General features: G+C 65.9%; 18 protein-coding genes, 2 tRNA genes and 1 other RNA gene. 12 read left to right on the top strand and 9 right to left on the bottom strand.

Annotated features, from left to right (window positions below):
* The first annotated feature begins 105 nt into the window (after nt 1-105).
* Nucleotides 106-1,413 carry an EAL domain-containing protein gene (locus T8S45_RS04730; protein ID WP_322294860.1) on the top strand — a complete coding sequence of 436 codons (1,308 nt, stop codon included), beginning with the start codon at nt 106-108 and terminating at the stop codon, nt 1,411-1,413.
* Between the two features lie 4 nt (nt 1,414-1,417).
* On the opposite strand, the gene mfd is transcribed toward T8S45_RS04730, so the two are convergent.
* Together mfd and T8S45_RS04720 are read right to left on the bottom strand one after the other, a co-directional pair.
* On the bottom strand, nt 1,418-4,900 hold the full coding sequence (mfd, locus tag T8S45_RS04725; protein ID WP_322294859.1) for a transcription-repair coupling factor: 3,483 nt from the start codon (nt 4,898-4,900) through the stop codon (nt 1,418-1,420).
* Nucleotides 4,901-4,950: 50 nt separating this feature from the next.
* On the bottom strand, nt 4,951-5,229 hold the full coding sequence (locus tag T8S45_RS04720; protein WP_188641870.1) for an FAD assembly factor SdhE: 279 nt from the start codon (nt 5,227-5,229) through the stop codon (nt 4,951-4,953).
* Nucleotides 5,230-5,277: 48 nt separating this feature from the next.
* Here T8S45_RS04720 and recG point away from each other — a divergent pair, with 48 nt between their 5' ends.
* Genes recG through T8S45_RS04705 form a run of 3 tightly spaced genes read left to right on the top strand, consistent with a single transcriptional unit; the run spans nt 5,278 to nt 9,881 of the window.
* Nucleotides 5,278-7,338 carry an ATP-dependent DNA helicase RecG gene (gene recG / locus T8S45_RS04715; protein WP_322294858.1) on the top strand — a complete coding sequence of 687 codons (2,061 nt, stop codon included), beginning with the start codon at nt 5,278-5,280 and terminating at the stop codon, nt 7,336-7,338.
* A 39-nt stretch (nt 7,339-7,377) separates the two neighbouring features.
* Nucleotides 7,378-8,676, top strand: coding sequence for an amidohydrolase family protein (locus T8S45_RS04710; RefSeq protein WP_322294857.1), 1,299 nt, complete (start codon nt 7,378-7,380; stop codon nt 8,674-8,676).
* A complete protein-coding gene (locus T8S45_RS04705) occupies nt 8,673-9,881 on the top strand; it encodes an amidohydrolase family protein (protein ID WP_322294856.1) in 1,209 nt (402 codons plus the stop codon). Before T8S45_RS04710 ends, T8S45_RS04705 begins: the two co-directional genes overlap by 4 nt.
* Here T8S45_RS04705 and T8S45_RS04700 read toward each other — a convergent pair.
* Nucleotides 9,878-10,372, bottom strand: coding sequence for a low molecular weight protein-tyrosine-phosphatase (locus T8S45_RS04700; RefSeq protein ID WP_322295190.1), 495 nt, complete (start codon nt 10,370-10,372; stop codon nt 9,878-9,880). The genes T8S45_RS04705 and T8S45_RS04700 overlap by 4 nt on opposite strands.
* Nucleotides 10,372-10,448: transfer RNA gene (locus T8S45_RS04695), tRNA-Pro, on the bottom strand. Before T8S45_RS04695 ends, T8S45_RS04700 begins: the two co-directional genes overlap by 1 nt.
* Before the next feature lie 99 nt (nt 10,449-10,547).
* Between T8S45_RS04695 and thyA the strand changes: the two genes are divergently transcribed.
* The 7 genes from thyA to T8S45_RS04660 all read left to right on the top strand — a co-directional run bounded on the left by thyA (nt 10,548) and on the right by T8S45_RS04660 (nt 16,810).
* Nucleotides 10,548-11,507 (top strand): thymidylate synthase, encoded by a 960-nt coding sequence (thyA, locus tag T8S45_RS04690; protein ID WP_322294855.1) that lies wholly within the window; start codon nt 10,548-10,550, stop codon nt 11,505-11,507.
* Between the two features lie 116 nt (nt 11,508-11,623).
* Nucleotides 11,624-12,919 (top strand): 3-methyl-2-oxobutanoate dehydrogenase (2-methylpropanoyl-transferring) subunit alpha, encoded by a 1,296-nt coding sequence (locus tag T8S45_RS04685; protein ID WP_322294854.1) that lies wholly within the window; start codon nt 11,624-11,626, stop codon nt 12,917-12,919.
* Complete coding sequence (locus T8S45_RS04680; protein ID WP_322294853.1) at nt 12,916-13,977, top strand: alpha-ketoacid dehydrogenase subunit beta; 1,062 nt, start codon at nt 12,916-12,918, stop codon at nt 13,975-13,977. Before T8S45_RS04685 ends, T8S45_RS04680 begins: the two co-directional genes overlap by 4 nt.
* 5 nt (nt 13,978-13,982) lie before the next feature.
* A complete protein-coding gene (locus tag T8S45_RS04675) occupies nt 13,983-15,281 on the top strand; it encodes a dihydrolipoamide acetyltransferase family protein (RefSeq protein ID WP_188641861.1) in 1,299 nt (432 codons plus the stop codon).
* A 5-nt stretch (nt 15,282-15,286) separates the two neighbouring features.
* Nucleotides 15,287-15,856 carry a YdeI/OmpD-associated family protein gene (locus T8S45_RS04670; protein WP_322294852.1) on the top strand — a complete coding sequence of 190 codons (570 nt, stop codon included), beginning with the start codon at nt 15,287-15,289 and terminating at the stop codon, nt 15,854-15,856.
* A 107-nt stretch (nt 15,857-15,963) separates the two neighbouring features.
* Nucleotides 15,964-16,040, top strand: a tRNA-Asp gene (locus T8S45_RS04665).
* A gap of 92 nt (nt 16,041-16,132) precedes the next feature.
* Nucleotides 16,133-16,810 (top strand): glutathione S-transferase family protein, encoded by a 678-nt coding sequence (locus T8S45_RS04660; RefSeq protein WP_188641859.1) that lies wholly within the window; start codon nt 16,133-16,135, stop codon nt 16,808-16,810.
* Here T8S45_RS04660 and T8S45_RS04655 read toward each other — a convergent pair.
* The 5 genes from T8S45_RS04655 to T8S45_RS04640 all read right to left on the bottom strand — a co-directional run bounded on the left by T8S45_RS04655 (nt 16,800) and on the right by T8S45_RS04640 (nt 18,300).
* Nucleotides 16,800-17,027, bottom strand: coding sequence for a DUF2842 domain-containing protein (locus tag T8S45_RS04655; protein WP_188641858.1), 228 nt, complete (start codon nt 17,025-17,027; stop codon nt 16,800-16,802). The two genes, T8S45_RS04660 and T8S45_RS04655, sit on opposite strands and share 11 nt — an antisense overlap.
* The gene (locus tag T8S45_RS04650; RefSeq protein WP_229658105.1) at nt 17,027-17,599 is read right to left on the bottom strand and encodes a 5-formyltetrahydrofolate cyclo-ligase; all 573 of its coding nucleotides are present in this window, start codon (nt 17,597-17,599) and stop codon (nt 17,027-17,029) included. Before T8S45_RS04650 ends, T8S45_RS04655 begins: the two co-directional genes overlap by 1 nt.
* Nucleotides 17,600-17,627: 28 nt before the next feature.
* A non-coding RNA gene (ssrS, locus tag T8S45_RS14205) (6S RNA) lies at nt 17,628-17,797 on the bottom strand.
* A gap of 12 nt (nt 17,798-17,809) precedes the next feature.
* The gene (locus T8S45_RS04645; protein WP_188641856.1) at nt 17,810-18,112 is read right to left on the bottom strand and encodes a cell division protein ZapA; all 303 of its coding nucleotides are present in this window, start codon (nt 18,110-18,112) and stop codon (nt 17,810-17,812) included.
* Entirely contained in the window at nt 18,109-18,300 is a 192-nt protein-coding gene (locus tag T8S45_RS04640; RefSeq protein WP_188641855.1) for a hypothetical protein, read from the bottom strand. The genes T8S45_RS04645 and T8S45_RS04640 overlap by 4 nt, the downstream gene beginning before the upstream one ends.
* A 163-nt stretch (nt 18,301-18,463) precedes the next feature.
* On the opposite strand from T8S45_RS04640, the gene tkt reads away from it, so the two are divergent.
* Nucleotides 18,464-20,452 (top strand): transketolase, encoded by a 1,989-nt coding sequence (gene tkt, locus T8S45_RS04635; RefSeq protein ID WP_188641854.1) that lies wholly within the window; start codon nt 18,464-18,466, stop codon nt 20,450-20,452.
* The last annotated feature ends 4 nt before the right edge of the window (nt 20,453-20,456 follow it).

Genomic DNA, 20,456 nt, shown 5'->3' with positions numbered 1-20,456 from the left:
CGCGTCCGCGCCTCGTTATGGACCGGCAGCGCCGATGGCAATGGGATGTAATCTTTGCCCGGCCCGCTTGCCAGCGCTCCACCGCGGCGGCATGGACCGGAAACGATGGGCGGCCCAGATCCAACCTCCGAGCTCGAGCGCGATACCCTGACCGGCCTGCCGGTCGTCGGCGAAGCCCGCGCCCGCCTGCGCGACTGGCTCGAAGACGCGAATGGCGACGACGAGGCACCGCTGGTCCATGCGGCGCTGCTGGGACTCCGCCGGTTCGAGACGATCAACCTTGCCTATGGCGAAAGCGCCGGCGACGTGGCGCTGGCCGAGGTCGCGCGCAGGCTCAACCGCTTTCTCGAGGATGATATCGAGGGCGAATGGATGCTCGCGCGCGGGCGCGGTGGGCACTTCGTGATCATCGCGCGCGGGCCGTGCAGCCGCGAACGCTGGGAATGGCTGGCCGAGGAACTCGCCGATTCGATCGCCCTGCCAATCAATGCCAACGAAGGCGTGCTGCGCCTCTCGCCGCGGATCGCCTTGCTGCGGGTCCTCGCCAACGAGCGTGCCGACACCGCGCTCGACCGCTTGGGCATCGCGCTCACCTCGCTCCAGCGCGACCAGAACCGCCGCGTCCAGTGGGCCGATGGCGAAGAAGCGCTGATTGGGCGCAGCGGCGCACAGCTCGAGGCCGACCTGCTCCGCGCGATCGATCGCGACGAAATCGAGATCCTGTTCCAGCCGCAATATTCGCTCAGTGACAACGCGCTGGTCGGGGCCGAGGCGCTGGCGCGTTGGCAGCATGGCGAGCTTGGCCTCATCGGTGCATCGGCGCTGTTCACGATCGCGGAGCGCGCCGACCACCTGATGCCGCTGTCGCGCCACATCGCGATGCGCGCGCTCGAACTGGCGAGCGAGTGGCCGGCGCATTTGCGGCTGTCGCTCAACGTCACGCCCGCCGATCTCGCGGACAATCGCTTCGCGGCGCAATTGCTCAACGTTTTGCGTCAGACCGCCTTTCCGCCACAGCGGCTCACGATCGAGGTGACCGAACACGCCTTGCTCGGCGACCTGAGGACCGCGCAGCGCAGCCTCCAGCAATTGGCCGAGCAGAAAATCGAGATCGCGTGCGACGATTTCGGCGCGGGGTTCTGCAATTTCCGCTATCTCAAGGTGCTGCCGATCGGCGCGATCAAGCTCGACCGCTCGATGGTCGAGGGCGTGCTCGACGACAGCCGCGATCTCGAAGTGCTGCGCGCGATCATCGCGCTGGGGAAGGCGCTGCGCCTGAAGCTCATCGCCGAGGGTGTCGAGGACGAAGCCTTGCGCGTGCTGCTCGCCGACGAGGGCTGCGACACCTATCAGGGGTTCCTCGGCGGGCAGCCGATGTCTTCGCGCCAATTCCTTGAGCTGATACGGCCCTGAAGGATCAGGCGGCGCGCGCTTCCTGCTTGCGCTTGCGGCGGACGATCCCCGAGAGCCCTTTGGTGAGCTGGAACAGCCCGTTCAAACGCGATTGCGGATCGCCCCAGCTGCGCGTCACCACCAGCTTCATGTCGGGACGCAGCTTGGCGGTACCCTTCAGCCGGTCGACATAGGCGATCAGCCCCGGGCCGTCGGGGAAGTCGTCATTGTGGAAGGTGACCAACGCGCCCTTCGGACCGAGGTCGATCTTGGCGATATGGGCTTCGATCGCCTGCTGCTTGATCTCGATCAGCTTGACGAGGTTGGCGGTCGGATCGGGCAACGGGCCGAAGCGGTCGATCATCTCCGCCGCGAGCGCCTCGAGCTCGGCCTTGCCCTCGACCTGGTTGAGGCGCCGATAGAGCGCCATCCGTACCGCGAGATCGGGCACGTAATCCTCGGGGATCATGATCGGCGCATCGACGGTGATCTGCGGCGAGAGGCCCAACGTGTCCTTCTCGAGTCCCGCATCGCCCGCCTTGGCGGCAACGATCGCGTCCTCGAGCATCGACTGGTAGAGCTCGAACCCGACTTCGCGAATATGGCCCGACTGTTCGTCGCCGAGCAGGTTCCCGGCACCACGCAGGTCGAGATCGTGGCTGGCAAGCTGGAAGCCCGCGCCGAGGCTGTCGAGATCGCCGAGCACCTTGAGACGCTTTTCCGCGACTTCGGACAGCTGCGTATCGGCCGGATAGGTCAGGTACGCATAGGCGCGCAGCTTGGCCCGGCCGACCCGCCCGCGCAGCTGGTAGAGCTGGGCAAGGCCGAAACGATCGGCGCGGTGAATGATGATCGTGTTGGCGCTGGGGATGTCGATCCCGCTCTCGACGATGGTGGTCGAAAGCAGCACTTCGTACTTGCCCTCGTAGAACGCGCCCATGCGGTCCTCCACCTCTGCGGGCGTCATCTGGCCGTGCGCGGTAATCGCCTTGATCTCGGGAACGTGCTCTCTCAGCCAGTCCTCCACATCGGCCATGTCGGCGATGCGCGGCACGACGATGAAGCTCTGCCCGCCGCGATGGTGTTCGCGCAGCAGCGCCTCGCGCATCACCATGTCGTCCCATTCGGTCACGTAGGTGCGCGTGGCGAGGCGATCTACCGGCGGGGTCTGGATCGTGGATAGCTCGCGCAGTCCCGACATCGCCATCTGGAGCGTGCGCGGGATCGGCGTCGCAGTAAGGGTGAGCACGTGAACGTCGGCGCGCAGCTGCTTGAGGCGCTCCTTGTGGGTCACCCCGAAACGCTGTTCCTCGTCGACGATCACGAGGCCGAGATCCTTGAAATTGACGTGTTTCGAGAGGATCGCGTGGGTGCCGATCACGATATCGACCTTGCCGCTCTCGATCCCCTCGCGGGTTTCCTTCGCCTCCCTGGCGGGGACGAGGCGCGACAGGCGACCGATCTCGAGGGGGAAGCCGGAAAAACGCTCGACGAAATTGGTGTAGTGCTGGCGCGCGAGCAGCGTGGTGGGGGCGACGACCGCGACCTGCTGACCGTTCATCGCCGCGATGAAGGCGGCGCGCAGCGCAACCTCGGTCTTGCCGAAGCCGACATCGCCGCAGACGAGGCGGTCCATCGGGCGACCGGTGGCAAGATCGCGCAGCACGTCGTCGATCGCGGCGTCCTGGTCGTCGGTCTCCTCCCAGGGAAACTTCTCGACGAACTGGTCATAGGAGCTCTTCTCGGGCTCGATAACCGGTGCCTTGCGCAGGCTCCTCGCGGCGGCGGTCTTGAGCAGTTCGTGAGCAATCTCGCGGATGCGCTCCTTGAGCCCCGCCTTGCGCCGCTGCCACGCCTCGCCGCCCAATTTATCGAGCGGCACGGTGTCGCTCTCGCTGCCGTAGCGCGAGAGGACGTCGAGGTTCTCCACGGGTATGTAGAGCTTGTCGCCGCCAGCATAGGAGAGCTGGACGCAATCGTGCGGGCTCTTGCCGACGGGGATCGATTGCAGCCCTTCGTAGCGCCCGATGCCGTGATCCATGTGGACGATCAAATCGCCCGGGCTGAGCGCCGAAATCTCCGCCATGAAGGCGTCGGCGCTCTTGCGCTTCTTCTTGCGCCGCACGAGCCGGTCGCCGAGCAGGTCCTGTTCGGTGACGAGTTCGAGTTCGTCATTGGCGAAGCCGGTCTCGAGCGGGAGCACCAGCGCCACCGGCTGCTTCTTCGCGGCGAGGCCGAGCGCCTCCTGCCAATTGTCGGCGAGGCGTGTCTTGGTGCCCGCTTCCTCGAGGATCGAGGCGATGCGCGAGCGGCTGCCCTTCGAATAGGCAGCGAAGATCGCCTTGCCGTCCTTGGCGCGCTGGCCGAGATGCCTGGCCGCGGTGTCGTAGGCGTTTTCGCCGCGGGCCCGTTCGGGGGCGAAATCGCGCGCCGCCTTGAATCCGAAATCGACCGACTTGTGCCCCTCGGGCTCGGCGAAGTGGCTGGCGCGGTGGACCGGGCGCTCGGCGAGGATTTTCCCGAGCTCATCCCCGGTCAGATAGAGCGCGTCGGTATCGAGCGGGCGATAACTGCCCGAAGCCTGTCCCGAGGTTTCGCTGCGCTGGCGGTAATAGTCGGCGATGTCCGACAGCCGCTCGTCGGCCGCCCCGATCGCACCGGCATCGATCACCGTCACGTCGTCGCCGAGATGGTCGAAAAGCGTGGTCAGTCTGTCTTCGAACAGCGGGAGCCAGTGCTCCATTCCCGCGAGCCGGCGCCCCTCGCTCACCGCCTGGTAGAGCGGGTCCTGCGTGGCATTGGCGCCGAACATTTCGCGATAGCGTGTGCGGAATCGCTTGATGCTGTCCTCGTCGAGCAGCGCTTCGCTCGCCGGGAGCAGCAGGTGTTCCTCGACATTGCGCACGGTCAGCTGCGTGTCGGTGTCGAAAACGCGCAAGGATTCGAGCTCGTCGCCGAAGAAATCGAGCCGTAAGCCGCCTTCCAGTCCGCTCGGATAGACATCGAAGATCGAGCCGCGCACCGCGAATTCGCCCGCGTCGACCACAGTGTCGGTGCGGTTGTAGCCCTGCCGCTGGAGCAGTTTTGTCAGGCTGTCGTGGCCGATCTCGACCCCGGCTTTGAGCTCGCGGACCGATTCGCGAATGCGGAAGGGCGAAAGCACGCGCTGGGTCACCGCGTTGGCACTGGTCACCAGCAGCTGGTTCGCGCCCTTGGCCTGCAACCGGTGGAGCGTCGCCAATCGCTGCGCGCTGACCGACAGTGCAGGGCTCGCGCGGTCGTAGGGCAGGCAATCCCATGCCGGGAACTGCAGTACTTCCAGTTCGGGCGCGAAATAGGCCGCGGCCTCGGCGACCGCGCGCATCGCCTGCGCATCGGGCGCGATGAACACCGCGCGGCGCGAGGCGGCGCGGGCGAGGTCGCTCATCACCAGCGGCTGCGCGCCGCGGGCGATCCCGGCGAGCGTCAGCGGCTCGGTTGCACTCAGGATGCGGGAAAGATCGGGCATGTGCTTAGCTCAAAGGCGCGCGCGGACGCAGGTTCCCGTCCGTGGCGTGGTCACCGCGGAATATCGACGAAATCGAGGCGCTGCATCGCGTCCATTTGCGGGCCGGCGAAACGCTCGGGAACTGCGGCGGTTCTGAGCATCCAGGCCATGACGTCGACATCGTCTTCCTCGAGCAGGGCCTCGAACCAGGCGAGCTCGGCTTCGCCCCAGCCATCGGCATAGCGATCGAAGAACCCGCCGAAGGTGTAATCGGCCTCGCGCGTGCCGCGATGCCACGCGCGGAATTTCGCCTTAGCGAAGCGCTGGGTAAGGTCGGTCGGTTCGGACATGGAGAGGGCTCCTAGCTAAGCCTTCGCGACTTGGATAGGGGAGGAGAAATGCGGCCCGAAATCCTCAATCCGATCTTTGCGGAAGTCAGCACGCTCGAGGGCGTCGGGCCCAAGCTTGCCAAGCCGCTCGACCGGCTCGGGCTCGCGAAGGTCAAGGACGTCGCCTACCACCTGCCCGAACGCTTTGTGGAACGCCGTGCGGTCGCCGATCTCGACGAGGCGAGCGAGGGCGAGCAGATCGTCATCGCGCTCACCCCGACCGAGCACCGCGCCTCGCGCAACGGGCGCGGGCCGTACCGGGTGCTGGCGCAGGATGCGAAGGGCAATATCTGCGCGCTGACCTATTTCGGGCGTGCTTCGTACACCGCGAAGAAATTGCTGCCGGTAGGCGAGCAGCGCTGGATCGCCGGACGGCTCGATCGCTACGGCGACATGCTGCAGATCGTCCACCCCGATCATGTCGCGGAGAAGGCCGATGCGCTGTCGGGCAAGCAGGTCGAGCCGGTCTATCGCCTCGCCGAGGGTCTGACCCAGCCGCGCGTGGCGAGCCTCGTCGAACAGTCGCTCGCGCTGGTGCCCGAGCTTCCCGAATGGATCGAACCGGGCAAGGCCGATGGCGAGGGTTGGCCCGCCTGGCGCGACGCGCTCCATCTCGCGCATCGCGGCCCGCACGAGAAGGCGCGCGACCGGCTCGCCTATGATGAACTGCTCGCCAATGCGCTCGCGCTGATGCTGGTCCGCGCCGACAATCGTAAGCGCAAGGGCGCGCCATTGAAGGGCGATGGGAGCTTGCGCGACAAGTTGCAATTGCCGTTCCCGCTGACCGGCGCGCAGACCCGCTCGATCGCCGAGATCGAGGGCGACCTCCAGCAGGAATCGCCGATGCTGCGATTGCTCCAGGGCGATGTCGGCTCGGGCAAGACGGTGGTCGCCTTGGAAGCGATGCTGGTCGCGGTCGAGGCGGGCGCGCAGGCGGCCTTGCTCGCGCCCACCGAGATTCTCGCACGCCAGCATTTCGAGACGCTCCGCGACATGGCGCGCCCGACCGGGGTCGAGATCGCGCTGCTCACCGGGCGCGACAAGGGCAAGGCGCGCGAGAGCATCCTGATGGGGCTGCTCGACGGCAGCATCGACATTGTCGTCGGCACCCACGCGATCTTCCAGGACAGCGTTTCGTACAAGAACCTGGCCTTCGTGGTGATCGACGAGCAGCACCGCTTCGGGGTGGGCCAGCGGCTGATGCTCGCGCGCAAGGGAAAGCGCACCCCGCACACGTTGGCGATGACCGCGACCCCGATCCCGCGCACGCTCACCCTCGCGCAGTATGGCGAGATGGACGTCTCGCGGCTCGACGAGCTTCCGCCGGGCCGCCAGGCGATCGACACGCGGGTCATTTCCGCCGAGCGGTTGTCCGAAGTCGCCGATGGGGTCGCGCGGCATATCGCCAGCGGCCAGCAGGCCTATTGGGTCTGCCCGATGGTCCGCGAAAGCGAGACCGAGGACATCGCCGCCGCCGAGCAGCGCTATGCGAGCCTCAAGGCGCGTTTCGACGATGATATCGTGCTCGTCCACGGCCAGCTTCGCCCCGAGGAAAAGGACGCGGCGATGGAGCGCTTCGCGTCCGGCGAGGCGAAAGTCCTCGTCGCGACCACCGTGATCGAGGTCGGGGTGGACGTGCCCAATGCCACGCTGATGGTGATCGAACAGGCCGAGCGCTTCGGGCTTGCCCAGTTGCACCAGCTGCGCGGACGTGTCGGGCGCGGATCGGAGAAATCGGTCTGCCTGCTGTTGCGCGGCGAGGCGCTGTCCGAGACGGGCCGCGAACGGCTCGCGTTGATGCGCGAGACGCAGGACGGGTTCCGCCTCGCAGAGGAAGACCTGCGACTGCGCGGCGGCGGCGAATTGCTGGGGACACGGCAATCGGGCGAGGAAGCCTTCCGCATCGCCGATCTCGAACAGATCACGCGGCTGCTGCCCGCCGCGCACGACGATGCGCGCCTGCTGATGGAGCGCGACGGCGGCCTCACCGGCAAGCGCGGCGAGGCGGCGCGGATCCTGCTCTACCTGTTCGAGCGCGACTGGGGCGTCCAACTCTTGCGCGGCGGATAGGAATCGCGCATCAACCCCGAGCTTAGGGAAGGGGGATCCATGCCGAAAATCCGCAATTTGCTGGCCAGCGCCTGCGCGCTTGCCGCCGTCGCGACGCCGCTCGCCGCGCAGGACACGCCGATCGTATTCGAAGGCGCAACCATCATGACGATGGCGGGCGAGACGATCGAGAACGGCGCGCTGGTGATCGAGGACGGCAAGATTGTCGCGGTCGGTACTTCGGTCGATATTCCTTCCGGTGCCGAGCGGCGCGATGTGAGCGGCATGGTCATCATGCCGGGTATCGTCGACACCCATTCGCATATCGGCGGCGTGTCGGGAGCCGACAGTTCCTCGCCGATCCAGCCCGAAGTCCGTGCGATGGATTCGATCAATCCGCGCGATGCCCGCATCGCCAAGGCGCGGGCAGGGGGCGTGACCACCGCGAACGTCATGCCCGGCTCGGGTTATCTGATGAGCGGGCAGACCTTCTACATGAAGCTGCGCGACGGAGAGACGATCGAGGATATCGCCTATCTATGGGACGATGGCACGGTCATGGGCGGCATGAAAATGGCCAACGGCACCAACCCGATCCGCAGCACATCCGGCTTCCCGGGCACCCGCGCAAAATCCGCCGCGCTTGTCCGCACCCGTTTCGTTGCCGCGCAAGCCTATTGCGAAGGGAATAAGGAAAAGCGCGATCTCGCCAACGAGGCGCTGTGCGAGGTGCTCGGTGGCAAGCGGATCGTCCATTTCCACACCCACCGCGCGGACGACGTGATGACCGCGATGCGGCTGCGCGACGAATTCGGCTTCCGCATGGTGATCCAGCACGGGCTCGAAGCCTACAAGGTGGCCGACCGGATCGCGGCGGCGAACACGCCGGTCTCGGCGATCCTCGTCGATTCGCCCGGCGGCAAGCTTGAGGCGATGGGCGCCTCGCTGGCTGCCGGGGGTATCCTCGAGCGCGCCGGCGTGCTGACCGCGCTTCATTCGGACGACGGGATCATCGATTCGCGGTTGATGTTCCGCCAGGCGGGGCTCGCCGTTCGCGCCGGGATGACCCGCGAGGGCGCGCTGCGGGCGCTGACGGTAAACGGCGCGCGCATGCTCGGCCTCGACGACCGGGTGGGTTCGCTCGAGCCGGGCAAGGATGCCGATTTCCTGGTGCTCGATGGCGATCCGCTGTCGGTCTACACCGATATCCGCGAAACCTGGGTCGAGGGCGAAAAGCTGTTCGATCTCTCCGAACCCGAGCAGGCGATCTACGCCACCGGCGGATACGGCGCAGGAGAGGATACCATGCCCGGCGAGGTGCTCGACCACGGCGGCGATGTTCTGGGAGGCGGCCAATGAGCGCGCGTAAATTCACCATTGCCGCGGCGATCGTCGCCTCGGCGCTGTCCTCGACCGCGCTCGCGCAGGATCTCGTGGTCAGGGGCGAGCGGGTCTACACCATGGCGGGCGCCGCGATCGAGAACGGCGTGGTCGTGATCGAGGACGGCAAGATCGTCGCGGTCGGGCCCGAAGCGAGCACCGAAGTCCCCGAGGGCTACGAGCAATTGAGCGCTCGGGTGGTTACGCCCGGTCTGGTCGATGCGCACACCGTCGTCGGCCTGACCGGCTATTCGAACCAGCCCGACGAGCAGGATTTCCTCGAAACCTCGAGCCCGATCCAGCCCGAACTGCGCGCGATCGACGCCTACAACCCCGACGAGCGCCTCGTCGACTGGGTGCGCGGATTCGGCGTCACCACGCTCCACACCGGGCACGGCACCGGCGCGCTGATTTCCGGGCAGACGATGGTGGTCAAGACCGTCGGTCTGACCGTCGACGATGCGATGGTCGAACGCCGCGCGATGGTCGCCGGCAATCTCGGGCCCGGCGCGCTCGGCAATGGCGGCAAGGCGCCCGGCACGCGCCCCAAGCAGATCGCGATGCTGCGCGAGGCGCTGCTCAAGGCGCAAGCCGCACCTGAGAAGAAGGACGAAAAGCCAAAGCGCGACCTCCAGGCCGAAGTCATGCGCGACGTGCTGGCGAAGAAGCTCCCGCTGATGATCACCGCCAACCGCGCGCAGGACATCATGGGCGCACTCCGCCTCAAGCAAGAGTTCGACCTCGACCTGGTGATCGACGGCGCGGCGGAGGCGTATCTCCTGCTCGACGAATTGCGCGATGCCGGTGTCGCTGTGATCCTTCACCCGACCATGACGCGCCAGTTCGGCGATTATGCCAATGCGAGCTTCACCACCGCCGCGGCGTTGCGCGAGGCGGGCATCCCCTTTGCGCTGCAATCGGGTTACGAGGCCTATGTCCCGAAGACCCGCGTGGTTCTGTGGGAAGCGGGCTTCGCGGTCGGACACGGTCTCGCCTTTGAGGACGCTCTGCGCACCGTCACGATCGATGCCGCACGGATCATCGGAGTGGGCGATCGTGTCGGCTCGCTCGAACCGGGCAAGGATGGAGATATCGCAATGTTCGATGGCGATCCGTTCGAATACACGACGCATGTAACCGGCGTGGTGATCGACGGCGTGGTGGTGAGCCGCGAGGCGAACTAGCGCGAGAGCTTGTCGGCGATGGCGCTGGCGGCCTCGGTGACCACGCGCCAGGTGAAATCGAACGCATCGTCGCCCGCATAATAGGGATCGGCGACGGTCTCGCCTTTGCGTCCCTCGATCATGTCGAGGACCAACCCCAACTCCGCCGAGCCATCGCCGGGACGGATCGCGCGCAGATTGGCGAGGTTCTTGTCGTCGAGCGCGAAAATGTGCGTGAAACGGTGGAAATCGTTAGGCACAGCCTGCCGCGCACGCAGGCCGGAAATGTCAGCGCCGTTCTCCGCCGCGCAGGCGATCGCGCGCGGATCGGGTGGGTTGCCGACATGGTAGGCGGCGGTCCCGGCCGAATCGACCTCCCAGTCGAGCCCGCGTCGGAACAGCTCGGCCTGCATCGCACCCTCGGCCATCGGCGAGCGGCAGATATTGCCGAGGCAGACGAAGAGGATGGACGGTTGGGAAACGTCGGCCTCCCGCGCTAACGCAAGTGAAATGGTCGGGGAGAGAGGATTCGAACCTCCGGCCCCTGCCTCCCGAAGACAGTGCTCTACCAGGCTGAGCTACTCCCCGACCGAGCGCGCCGCCGGAGCGGTGCGTCGAGGCAGGCGCGCCCTATAGGAGGCACTTGGCGGGGTGGCAAGCGGGCATTTGGCGCTCTAGGACATTCGCATGGCAAGCGTCCCCGTACAGACCGATTCTCGCACCGACCCCGATCACTGGGAGTGGCAGTATCTCGACCTGATGCGCCGCATCTGGGAGCAGGGGAGCGAGCGCCAGGACCGCACCGGGGTCGGCACGCGCTCGATCATGGGAACGATGCTGCGATTCGACCTCGCCGGTGGCGCAATGCCGCTGGTCACCACCAAGCGGGTCTACTGGAAGACCGCTACGCGCGAATTGCTGTGGTTCCTCACCGGCGAAACCAATATCCGCCCGCTCGTGCTGCAGGGTGTGAAGATCTGGAACGAGTGGCCGCACGCCAATTATGTTCGCGAGACCGGCGAAGAGATCGCGCTCGACGATTTCGTCGCGCGAATCGCCGAGGACGAGGAATTCGCCGCGCGCTGGGGCGATCTCGGCCCGGTCTATGGCAAGCAGTGGGTCGACTGGCCGACCTACGAGCCGGTCGGCGATGGCACTTATCGCCAAGGCCAAGGGGTGAACCAGGTCGCCGAGGTGGTTCGTTCGCTGAAGGAAAATCCGGGCAGCCGGCGGCACATCATCGAGGGCTGGAATGTCGCCGAGCTCGATTCGATGGCGCTGCCTCCGTGCCACAAGACCTACCAGTTCCAGGTCGGGGAAGGGCGGCTCAACCTCGTGCTTTACCAGCGCAGCTGCGATGTCGCGCTGGGCCTGCCGTTCAACCTGTGGAGCGCGGCGGCATTGCTGCGGATGATGGCGCAGCAGACCGGCTACGAACCGGGCGAACTCGTCTGGATGGGCGGCGACACCCATCTCTACCTCAACCACGCGCACCTGGTGGAGGAACAGCTCTCGCGGGTGCCAAAAGGTGCGCCGGTGCTGGAACTCGCGCGCACTCCCGATAGTATTTTCGACTACAGGATCGAGGATTTCGTCGTCAGCGGCTATGCGCCGCAGGCGCCGATTGCCGCACCGGTCGCAGTCTAGGCGCGTCAACCGCGCCGCGCAGCCGGGGCTTCACAAATAGCGCGCAATAAAATAACGCGCGCCCGACATTCGCTTGCCGACTCAGGAGCACTGGGGCGGCTCCACGGGAGACCTTCATGGCCGGTAACGGCACCAACGACAGGCGCGGCAACCTGCCCCCGCTGTCGCTCCACGTTCCAGAACCCAATTTCCGTCCCGGAGACGCGGTCGATTTTTCGCATATCGGCGTGACCGAGCCGGGCGCGCAGCCGCGTCCGGACGAGGCCTGCGAGGCGGCGGAAACGCACCCGCTTTGCAACGACCTGATTCGGGTGCTCGGCGACGACGACAAGGCGCACGGTCCGTGGGATCCCAAGCTCGATCCCGACACGCTGCGCCGGATGCTTCAAGCGATGGCGACCACGCGCGCATTCGACGAACGCATGTTCCGCGGGCAGCGCCAGGGCAAGACCAGCTTCTACATGAAGTGCACGGGTGAGGAGGCGACCAGCATTTCCGCCTCGATGGCGCTGGCGGACGACGACATGGTGTTCCCGTCCTATCGCCAGCAGGGCATCCTGATCCAGCGGGGCTACCCGCTCGTCGAGATGATCAACCAGATCTACTCGAACGCGGGCGACAAGCTGAAGGGCCGCCAGCTGCCGATCATGTATTGCAGCCGCGAGCACTCGTTCTACACGATCAGCGGCAATCTCGCGACGCAGCTGCCGCAGGCGGTCGGTTACTCGATGGCCTCGGCGATCAAGGGCGACACCCGGATCGCCGCGACCTGGGTCGGCGACGGTTCGACCGCCGAGGGCGATTTCCACGCCGCCTGCACCTTCGCCAGCGTCTATCGCGCGCCGGTGATCCTCAACGTCGTCAACAACCAGTGGGCGATCTCGAGCTTCTCGGGCTTCGCCGGGGCCGAGAATGCCACCTTCGCCGCGCGCGCGATTGGATATGGCATCGCCGGGCTGAGGGTCGACGGCAACGACGCGCTTGCCTGCTATGCCGCCGAGCGGTGGGCCGCGAATCGCGCCCGCGCCAATGCCGGCCCGACGCTGATCGAGTTCTTCTCCTACCGCGCCGAGGGACATTCCACTTCGGACGATCCCAGCGGCTATCGCAGTGCGCAGGAGCGCGAGGAATGGCCGCTCGGCGATCCCGTCATGCGTCTCAAGAAGCACCTCATCGCGCTCGGCGAGTGGGACGAGGAGCGGCAGGAGGAAATGGATCGCAAGGCCGCCGAGGCGGTCAAGGCCGCGACCAAGGAAGCCGAGAAGCTCGGCACGCTCGGCCACGGCATGCACCAGCCGTTCGAAACCATGTTCGAGGATGTCTACGAAGAGATGCCCTGGCACCTGCGCGAGCAATGCGAGCAGTCGCTGCGCGAAAAGGAAATCAAGTTCGGAGAAGGGGATCCGAAATGAGCGGTTCCCAGACGAAGAAGAAGCCGCAGCAGGGCGCCGACGGCGAACGCCGCCTGAACATGATCGAGGCGATCAACGATGCGCTCGACGTGATGATGGAACGCGACGAGAACGTCGTCGTGTTCGGCGAGGACGCGGGCTATTTCGGCGGCGTGTTCCGCTGCACTGCGGGCCTGCAGGAAAAATACGGCAAGAGCCGCGCCTTCGACGCCCCGATCAGCGAATGCGGTATCATGGGCGTTGCGGTGGGGATGGGGGCCTACGGCCTGCGTCCGGTGCCCGAGATCCAGTTCGCCGACTACATCTATCCGGGCTACGACCAGATCGTCTCCGAAGCGGCGCGCCTGCGCTATCGCTCGGCGGGCGAGTTCACCTCGCCGATCACGATCCGCTCGCCCTATGGCGGCGGGATCTTCGGCGGGCAGACCCACAGCCAGAGCCCCGAGGCGCTGTTCACCCACATCTCGGGCGTGAAGACGGTGGTCCCGTCGACCCCGCACGACGCCAAGGGCCTGCTGATCGCTGCGATCGAGGACAACGACCCGGTGCTCTTCTTCGAGCCCAAGCGGATATATAACGGCCCGTTCGAAGGCTATTACGACAAGCCCGCCGCGGCCTGGCGGTCGCATCCCGACAGCGCGACGCCCGAGGGGTATTACAAGATCGAATTGGGCAAGGCGAACGTGGTGCGCGAGGGCGAGGCGCTGACCGTGCTCGCCTACGGCACCATGGTCCATGTCGCGAAGAAGGTGTGCGAGGAGAAGGGCGTCGATGCAGAGGTGATCGACCTCAGAAGCCTCGTCCCGCTCGATATCGACACGATCGAGGCTTCGGTCGAGAAGACCGGCAAATGCCTGATTGTCCACGAGGCGAGCCGCACCTCGGGCTTCGGCGCCGAGCTTTCCGCGCTGGTGCAGGAGCGCTGCTTCTACCACCTCGAAGCGCCGATCGAGCGCGTGACGGGCTTCGACACGCCCTATCCGCACAGCCTCGAATGGGCATATTTCCCCGGCCCCGTCCGCATCGGACAGGCCATCGACCGACTTTTGCAGGAGTGAGCCGCATGGGCCGCTACACATTCAACCTCCCCGACATCGGCGAAGGCATTGCCGAGGCCGAGATCGTCGATTGGCACGTCAAGGTCGGCGACACGGTCGACGAGGATGATCGCCTCGCCGATATGATGACCGACAAGGCCACCGTCGAGATGGAAAGCCCGGTCGCTGGCAAGGTGGTCGAGATTGCCGGCGAGATCGGCGATACGATCGCGATCGGCTCGATGCTGGTGGTGATCGAGACCGAAGGTGAAGTCGAGGTCGAGGAAGTGGCCGACGTCGAGCCCGCGCCCGCGCCCAAGGCGGACGAGGTCGAGGAGCGGATCGAGGTCGAGACCTCGGACGCGTCCGATGCCGACGATGCGATCGCGGCCGATCCGGAGCCCGCGCCCGCGCCGGCACCGACGCCCGCCCCCCAACCGGCCCCCGAGCCGACCAACCAAACCAAAGTCCTCGCGTCTCCGGCGGTTCGCGCTCGCGCCAAGGATCTCGGCGTCGATCTCGGGCAGGTGAAGCCCGCCGAAGACGGCCGCATCCGCCACGGCGATCTCGACGCGTTCCTGTCCTACAATGGTGGCTATTCGGCCGGGAAGGCGCGCGCCGACGAGGAAAAGAAGGTCATCGGCATGCGCCGCCGCATCGCCGAGAACATGTCCGCCTCGAAGCGCAACATCCCGCATTTCACCTATGTCGAGGAAGTCGACGTCACCGCGATGGAGGAGCTGCGCGCGCAGCTCAACGCGAACAAGGGCGACAAGCCCAAGCTCACCATGCTGCCGCTGCTGATCAGTGCGATCTGCCAGACGATTCCCGATTTCCCGATGATCAATGCGCGTTACGACGACGAGGGCGGCGTGGTGACGCGCCACGGTTCGGTCCACCTCGGCATGGCGACGCAGACCGATGCCGGGCTGATGGTGCCGGTGATCAAGGACGCGCAGTCGAAGAACCTGTGGCAGCTCGCCAACGAAATCCTGCGCCTCGCGGAGGCCGCGCGCGACGGGAAGGCGAAGTCCGACGAACTGTCGGGCTCGACGCTCACCATCACCTCGCTCGGCCCGCTGGGCGGGGTCGCGACGACGCCGGTCATCAACCGGCCCGAAGTCGCGATCATCGGCCCGAACCGGATCGTCGAGCGCCCGATGTTCGTGAAGGGCCCTGACGGCACAGAACGGATCGAGAAGCGCAAGCTGATGAACATCTCGATCAGCTGCGACCACCGCGTCGTCGATGGCTGGGACGCGGCAAGCTTCATCCAGCAACTCAAGCGGTTGATCGAGGCCCCGGCCAACATCCTCGCGAGCTGACGCGCATGAAAACCGACCCGCGGATCGACGACTATATCGAGAAAGCGGGCAGTTTCGCGCAGCCCATCCTGCGCCACCTTCGCATGCTCTGGCAGCAAGCGCTGCCCGAGGGCGAGGAGGGCGTGAAATGGGGCATGCCGCATGTCATGATGGGCGGCAGGAATGTCGCCGGGATGGCGGCGTTCAAGGCGCATTGCGCGATGATCATCCATCCCGAATCGTCGACCGCGGAAGGGATGGGCCAGCTGGGCAAGATTCGCGCGCTGGAAGACCTGCCGGCCGATCGAGAGCTCGTTGTCCGGCTGCAGCAGGCAGCCGGCGCTGTGAAAGCCGGGCGCAAGCCCGCAGCAAAGCCCAAGCCCGCGATTCCCATGCCCGACGATTTCGCCACCGCACTCGATCGGGCCGAACGCGCGCGCCAGGCGTGGGACGGATTCACCGACGCGCAGCGGCGCGACTATCTCGCCTGGATCATCGGGGCCAAGCGCGAGGCGACTCGAGCGAAGCGAATCGCGACCGCCTGCGAATGGATCGGCGAGGGCAAGAAGCGCAACTGGAAGTACGAAAACTGCTGATTCCAGCACGCTCCGACGCCCCGATACGGGGATAGGTGATTTTTCCCGATTTCGTTCGTTGACAAGGGTCCGCCTGCGCCGTAGTGGCGCGGCTCCCAAGTGGCTACGCGGGTGTAGCTCAGTTGGTTAGAGTGTCGGCCTGTCACGCCGAAGGTCGCGGGTTCAAGTCCCGTCACTCGCGCCACTTGGGGATTTTCTCCATCGCATGATTGTCCTTGCGCCAGCCCCTCGGGGCCTGCGATGAGGCGCGTCGAACATGCTATCGGAGACCGTTCCTTGCTGACCCTGCACCATCTCGAATATTCGCAGAGCTTCCGTATCCTCTGGCTGCTCGAGGAGCTCGAGGCGGATTACAATCTCCGCAAGTACGACCGCGATCCGGAAACGCGGCTCGCCCCGACCGAGCTCAAGGAATTGTCGCCGCTCGGCACCGCACCCGTCATCACCGATGACGAGGGGCTGGTGCTCGCCGAGAGCAATGCGGTGATCGACCATATCCTCGATTCGCATCCCGACAGCACGCTGCGCCCCGGTGCGGGCGATCCGACGCGACCCGACTACCTGTTCTGGTTCCACGCCGGGAACGGGAGCCTGATGCCGATGCAGTTCATGAACGGCATCCTGACGGTTATGACCGCGCGCACGCCGGCGCTGCTGCGCCCGGTGGTGAAGAAGGTAACGGGTAAGGTGCGCGAGATGCTCGTCCAGCCGCGCCTCAAGGCGATCTTCGATCAGATGGAAGCCGATCTTGGCCCCAATGAGTGGCTTGCCGGCGACAAGCTCACCGCAGCCGACATCACGCTGAGCTATTCGATCTTTTCGGCGGAAGCGCAGGGGCGCATCGGGGCCGACCGACCGAACATCCGCCGCTGGCTCCAGCAGGTCCGCGATCTGCCCTCGTTCCAGCGCGCAACCGAAAAGGATGGCCGCGAAACGATGGTCTTCAGCTTCTAGGCGGGTGGATGCTGCCCGTTTCCATCCAGATCAGGAAACGGCGCAGGGGCACGAGCCACAGCACGCCGAGCACCAGGTACACCAAGGTCTGCAAAAGCGCGTTCCAGCCTTCGATCGCGGGGGCGATCCAGGTCGCGATCGCGATCCCGTACAGTGCCAGCGCGAGCAGCAGGCCGAGGATCCCGATCGGGATGCGCCAGGTCGGCTCGGTCCGCATCAGCCGCGCTCGTAAATCTTGGTGGGGGTGACGACGAAATCGAGATGCTGGTCGTGCTCGTCCAGCGGGAGGCTTTCGACCACCTGCGCATCCCACGCCATGCCGATCGCGATCGTATCGCGGTTCTTCGCCAGCCAGCGGTCGTAATGCCCGCCGCCGCGCCCGATCCGGTCGCAATTCGCGGTGAAGCCCAGTCCGGGCACGAAGATCACGTCGGGGATCATCTCGGCCGCGTCGGAAGTCGGCTGCACGCCGCCGAACGGATCCTTCTCGAGCTCGTCCTCGTCGAACGGGTCCTTCCATTCGCGAAAGGTGATCCCGTCGCGTGCATGCGCGGCCCACGGCAGCGCGAGCTTGTGCCCGCGCTCGTGGAAGAACTCGGCATAGCGGATCGTCGGCGCCTCTGTGGTGCGCGAGCGATAGAAACCGATCGACGCGTCCTTGGGTAGTTTCTTCACCAGCACTTCGGGCGGGCGCAGGAAGCGCAGCGCGGCAGTGCCCTCGTCATGGCTCTCGAATTCCGCGCGGCGGATCTGGCGCATGCGGTTGCGGGTCGCGTCTTTCGTGTCCAACTGCTTCGTCCCCCCTGAAATCGGTAGCGGCGGAGCCACCATGGGTCGTTTGCCGTGAAATCCACTGACGCCAAAACGTCAGGTGGGCGCCGTTTACCCCGATCCCACGGCCGAACCGGTGGATCAGGGCAGGGACAGCTCCCTAGGATTGCTTATAGCCTCAGGGATATTCGGTCGGCTCGTTCCGGGCAGCCCCGCCTGGTGCGGTATTTAGGTATTCGGCGCCGCCTGCTCAAGCCGCGATGCGAGGCTTTCGAGCCGGTTGGCGATCGAATCCAGCGTTTCGTCGCTTGCCGCGGGCGTGCCGCCGCCCTTCGGCGCTGCGCTCTTCACCTCGTCGGCGAGCAGGAGCGAGGCGAACAGCAGCATTTCGGACGGCGAACGGTTGTCGACATTGGCCTCGCGCACCTTGTCGTCGATCATTGCGCCGAGCTTGCGGATCTGGTCTTCCTGCCCGTCGCGGCAGCCGACGCGGAAATCGCGACCGCCGATCGAAAGGGTGACGTTGCTCACTTGCCGTTCCCTTCCGAGGCATCGGCGATCAGCGCATCGATATCGCCCAGGGCCTGGCTCACTTCCTCGCGCAGGGCGTCGTGCTGGGTGGCGAGGAGATCGCGCTCGGCGAGCCGCTTGGGCAGGGCGGATTCGATCCGCGCCAGCGCGGCGTCGATCCGGGATAGCGCATGCGAAGAGCTGTCCATCCTTCCCGGCTAGTCCCTTTGTCGGGCAAAGCAAGGGCTTGGCGGCTTTTGGTGAGGACTTATCCCAAGAAACGCGTCGCCAGCGCGCTTGACGTGCCCCGGCACCGTTGCAAGGGGAGACCGCGCACGCGACTCACGCCGACCTCCCGGAGCCGACCAACATATGAGCCTCGATCCTTCCCGCCTCGCGCCGATGGCCGATGCGATCCGCGCCCTGTCCATGGATGCAGTACAGGCGGCGAATTCCGGCCATCCGGGTATGCCGATGGGCATGGCCGACGTGGCGACGGTGCTGTGGTCGAAATTCCTCAAATTCGATCCCTCGGCCCCCGACTGGGCCGATCGCGATCGCTTCGTGCTGAGCGCGGGCCACGGCTCGATGCTGATCTACAGCCTGCTCCACCTGTCGGGCTACGAACGTCCGACGATGGACGACATCCGCAATTTCCGGCAACTCGGCAGCCCCTGCGCCGGGCACCCGGAAAACTTCCTGCTCGATGGCGTCGAATGCACCACCGGCCCGCTGGGGCAGGGCCTCGCGATGGCGGTGGGCATGGCGATGGCCGAACGCCACCTCAATGCCGTGTTCGGCGACGAGCTGGTCGATCACCGTACCTGGGTGATCGCGGGCGACGGCTGCCTGATGGAAGGCATCAACCACGAGGCGATCGGGCTTGCCGGACATCACGGCCTCGGACGCCTCAACGTCCTGTTCGACAGCAATGCGATCACCATCGACGGCTCGACCGACCTGTCGACCTGCGAGGACATCCCCGCGCGCTACCGCGCCACCGGATGGCACGTGGTCGAGTGCGATGGCCACGATTTTGCCGAGATCGAACAGGCGCTGGCTGCGGCGCGCGACGAGACCACCAAGCCGTCGCTGGTCGTGTGCAAGACCGTTATCGGGAAGGGCGCGCCCAACAAGCAGGGCACTGCCGCGACCCACGGCGCGCCGCTGGGCGACGACGAGATCGCCGCCGCGCGCGAGGAACTGGGCTGGAACCACCCTCCGTTCGAGATCCCGCAGGATATCCGCGACGACTGGCGCGCCACCGGAGAGGCGGGCAAGTCCGCGCATGGCGAGTGGAAACAACGCCTCTCGGGCCACGCCATGGCGAACGAATTCGAGCGCCGGATGGCAGGTGAATTGCCCGACATGGGCGAAATCGAAAAGGCGTTCGCCGCTTGGCTCGACGACGACCAGAAGGTCGCCACTCGCAAGGCCTCGCAGATGGCGCTCGAGGTGATCAACCCGCTGGTGCCCGAGACGATTGGCGGCAGCGCCGATTTGACCGGTTCGAACAACACCAAGGCGGGCGAAATCGGTCCGTTCACCGCCGACGATTACTCTGGCCGCTACCTCTATTGGGGCATCCGCGAATTCGGTATGTCGGCGGCGATGAACGGCATGGCGCTGCATGGCGGGGTGATCCCCTATGGCGGCACCTTCCTGATCTTCAGCGATTATTGCCGCAACGCGATCCGTCTCTCCGCGCTCCAGCAGACGCGCGTGATCTACGTGATGACGCATGACAGCATCGGGCTCGGCGAAGACGGGCCCACGCATCAGCCGATCGAGCAGGTGATGAGCCTGCGCCTGATCCCCAATCTCAACGTCTTCCGCCCGGCCGACGTGATCGAAACCGCCGAGTGCTGGCAGCTCGCGCTGCAAGACAAGTACACGCCCTCGGTGCTGTGCCTGTCGCGCCAGGGCCTGCCGCAGGTCCGTCATGATGGCGATATGCTATCGGCGAAGGGCGCCTATCGCCTCAAGGCTGCCGATGCCGATCGCAAGGTGATCCTGATCGCGACCGGTTCGGAAGTGGCGCTCGCGCTCGACACCGCCAAGGCGCTCGAGGAGAAGGGCGTCGGCGCGGACGTGATCTCGATGCCGTCAATGGAACTGTTCGAGCAGCAGGACGAGGCTTACAAGGCCGACCTCCTGCCCGATGCAGCACCAAGCGAAATCCTGCGCGTTTCGATCGAGGCCGGCGCGACTTTGGGCTGGGAACGCTACACGATGGCGAACGGCCTCCAGATCGGTCTCGACCGTTTCGGCGCCTCCGCGCCCGCGGGCGACCTGTTCGAGAAATTCGGTTTCACCGTGGACGCGATCGTCCCGCAAATCATGAACAAACTCAAAGCCTAATCAG

Origin of the sequence: Pseudoblastomonas marina, assembly GCF_034374265.1 — a bacterium.
Classification (GTDB): Bacteria; Pseudomonadota; Alphaproteobacteria; order Sphingomonadales; family Sphingomonadaceae; genus Alteriqipengyuania_A; species Alteriqipengyuania_A marina.
The sequence above is the reverse complement of the archived record's forward strand: the minus strand, read 5'-3'. Positions and strand labels throughout refer to the sequence as shown.

Excerpts from the sequence above, each read along its gene's own strand:
- T8S45_RS04685 (WP_322294854.1), top strand. The coding sequence starts at position 11,624 with ATGGCCGGTAACGGCACCAACGACAGGCGCGGCAACCTGCCCCCGCTG.
- T8S45_RS04655 (WP_188641858.1), bottom strand. The coding sequence starts at position 17,027 with ATGCGGACCGAGCCGACCTGGCGCATCCCGATCGGGATCCTCGGCCTG.
- T8S45_RS04675 (WP_188641861.1), top strand. The coding sequence starts at position 13,983 with ATGGGCCGCTACACATTCAACCTCCCCGACATCGGCGAAGGCATTGCC.
- T8S45_RS04670 (WP_322294852.1), top strand. The coding sequence starts at position 15,287 with ATGAAAACCGACCCGCGGATCGACGACTATATCGAGAAAGCGGGCAGT.
- T8S45_RS04710 (WP_322294857.1), top strand. The coding sequence starts at position 7,378 with ATGCCGAAAATCCGCAATTTGCTGGCCAGCGCCTGCGCGCTTGCCGCC.
- T8S45_RS04640 (WP_188641855.1), bottom strand. The coding sequence starts at position 18,300 with ATGGACAGCTCTTCGCATGCGCTATCCCGGATCGACGCCGCGCTGGCG.
- T8S45_RS04730 (WP_322294860.1), top strand. The coding sequence starts at position 106 with ATGGGCGGCCCAGATCCAACCTCCGAGCTCGAGCGCGATACCCTGACC.
- T8S45_RS04680 (WP_322294853.1), top strand. The coding sequence starts at position 12,916 with ATGAGCGGTTCCCAGACGAAGAAGAAGCCGCAGCAGGGCGCCGACGGC.
- T8S45_RS04705 (WP_322294856.1), top strand. The coding sequence starts at position 8,673 with ATGAGCGCGCGTAAATTCACCATTGCCGCGGCGATCGTCGCCTCGGCG.
- mfd (WP_322294859.1), bottom strand. The coding sequence starts at position 4,900 with ATGCCCGATCTTTCCCGCATCCTGAGTGCAACCGAGCCGCTGACGCTC.
- tkt (WP_188641854.1), top strand. The coding sequence starts at position 18,464 with ATGAGCCTCGATCCTTCCCGCCTCGCGCCGATGGCCGATGCGATCCGC.
- thyA (WP_322294855.1), top strand. The coding sequence starts at position 10,548 with ATGGCAAGCGTCCCCGTACAGACCGATTCTCGCACCGACCCCGATCAC.
- recG (WP_322294858.1), top strand. The coding sequence starts at position 5,278 with ATGCGGCCCGAAATCCTCAATCCGATCTTTGCGGAAGTCAGCACGCTC.
- T8S45_RS04720 (WP_188641870.1), bottom strand. The coding sequence starts at position 5,229 with ATGTCCGAACCGACCGACCTTACCCAGCGCTTCGCTAAGGCGAAATTC.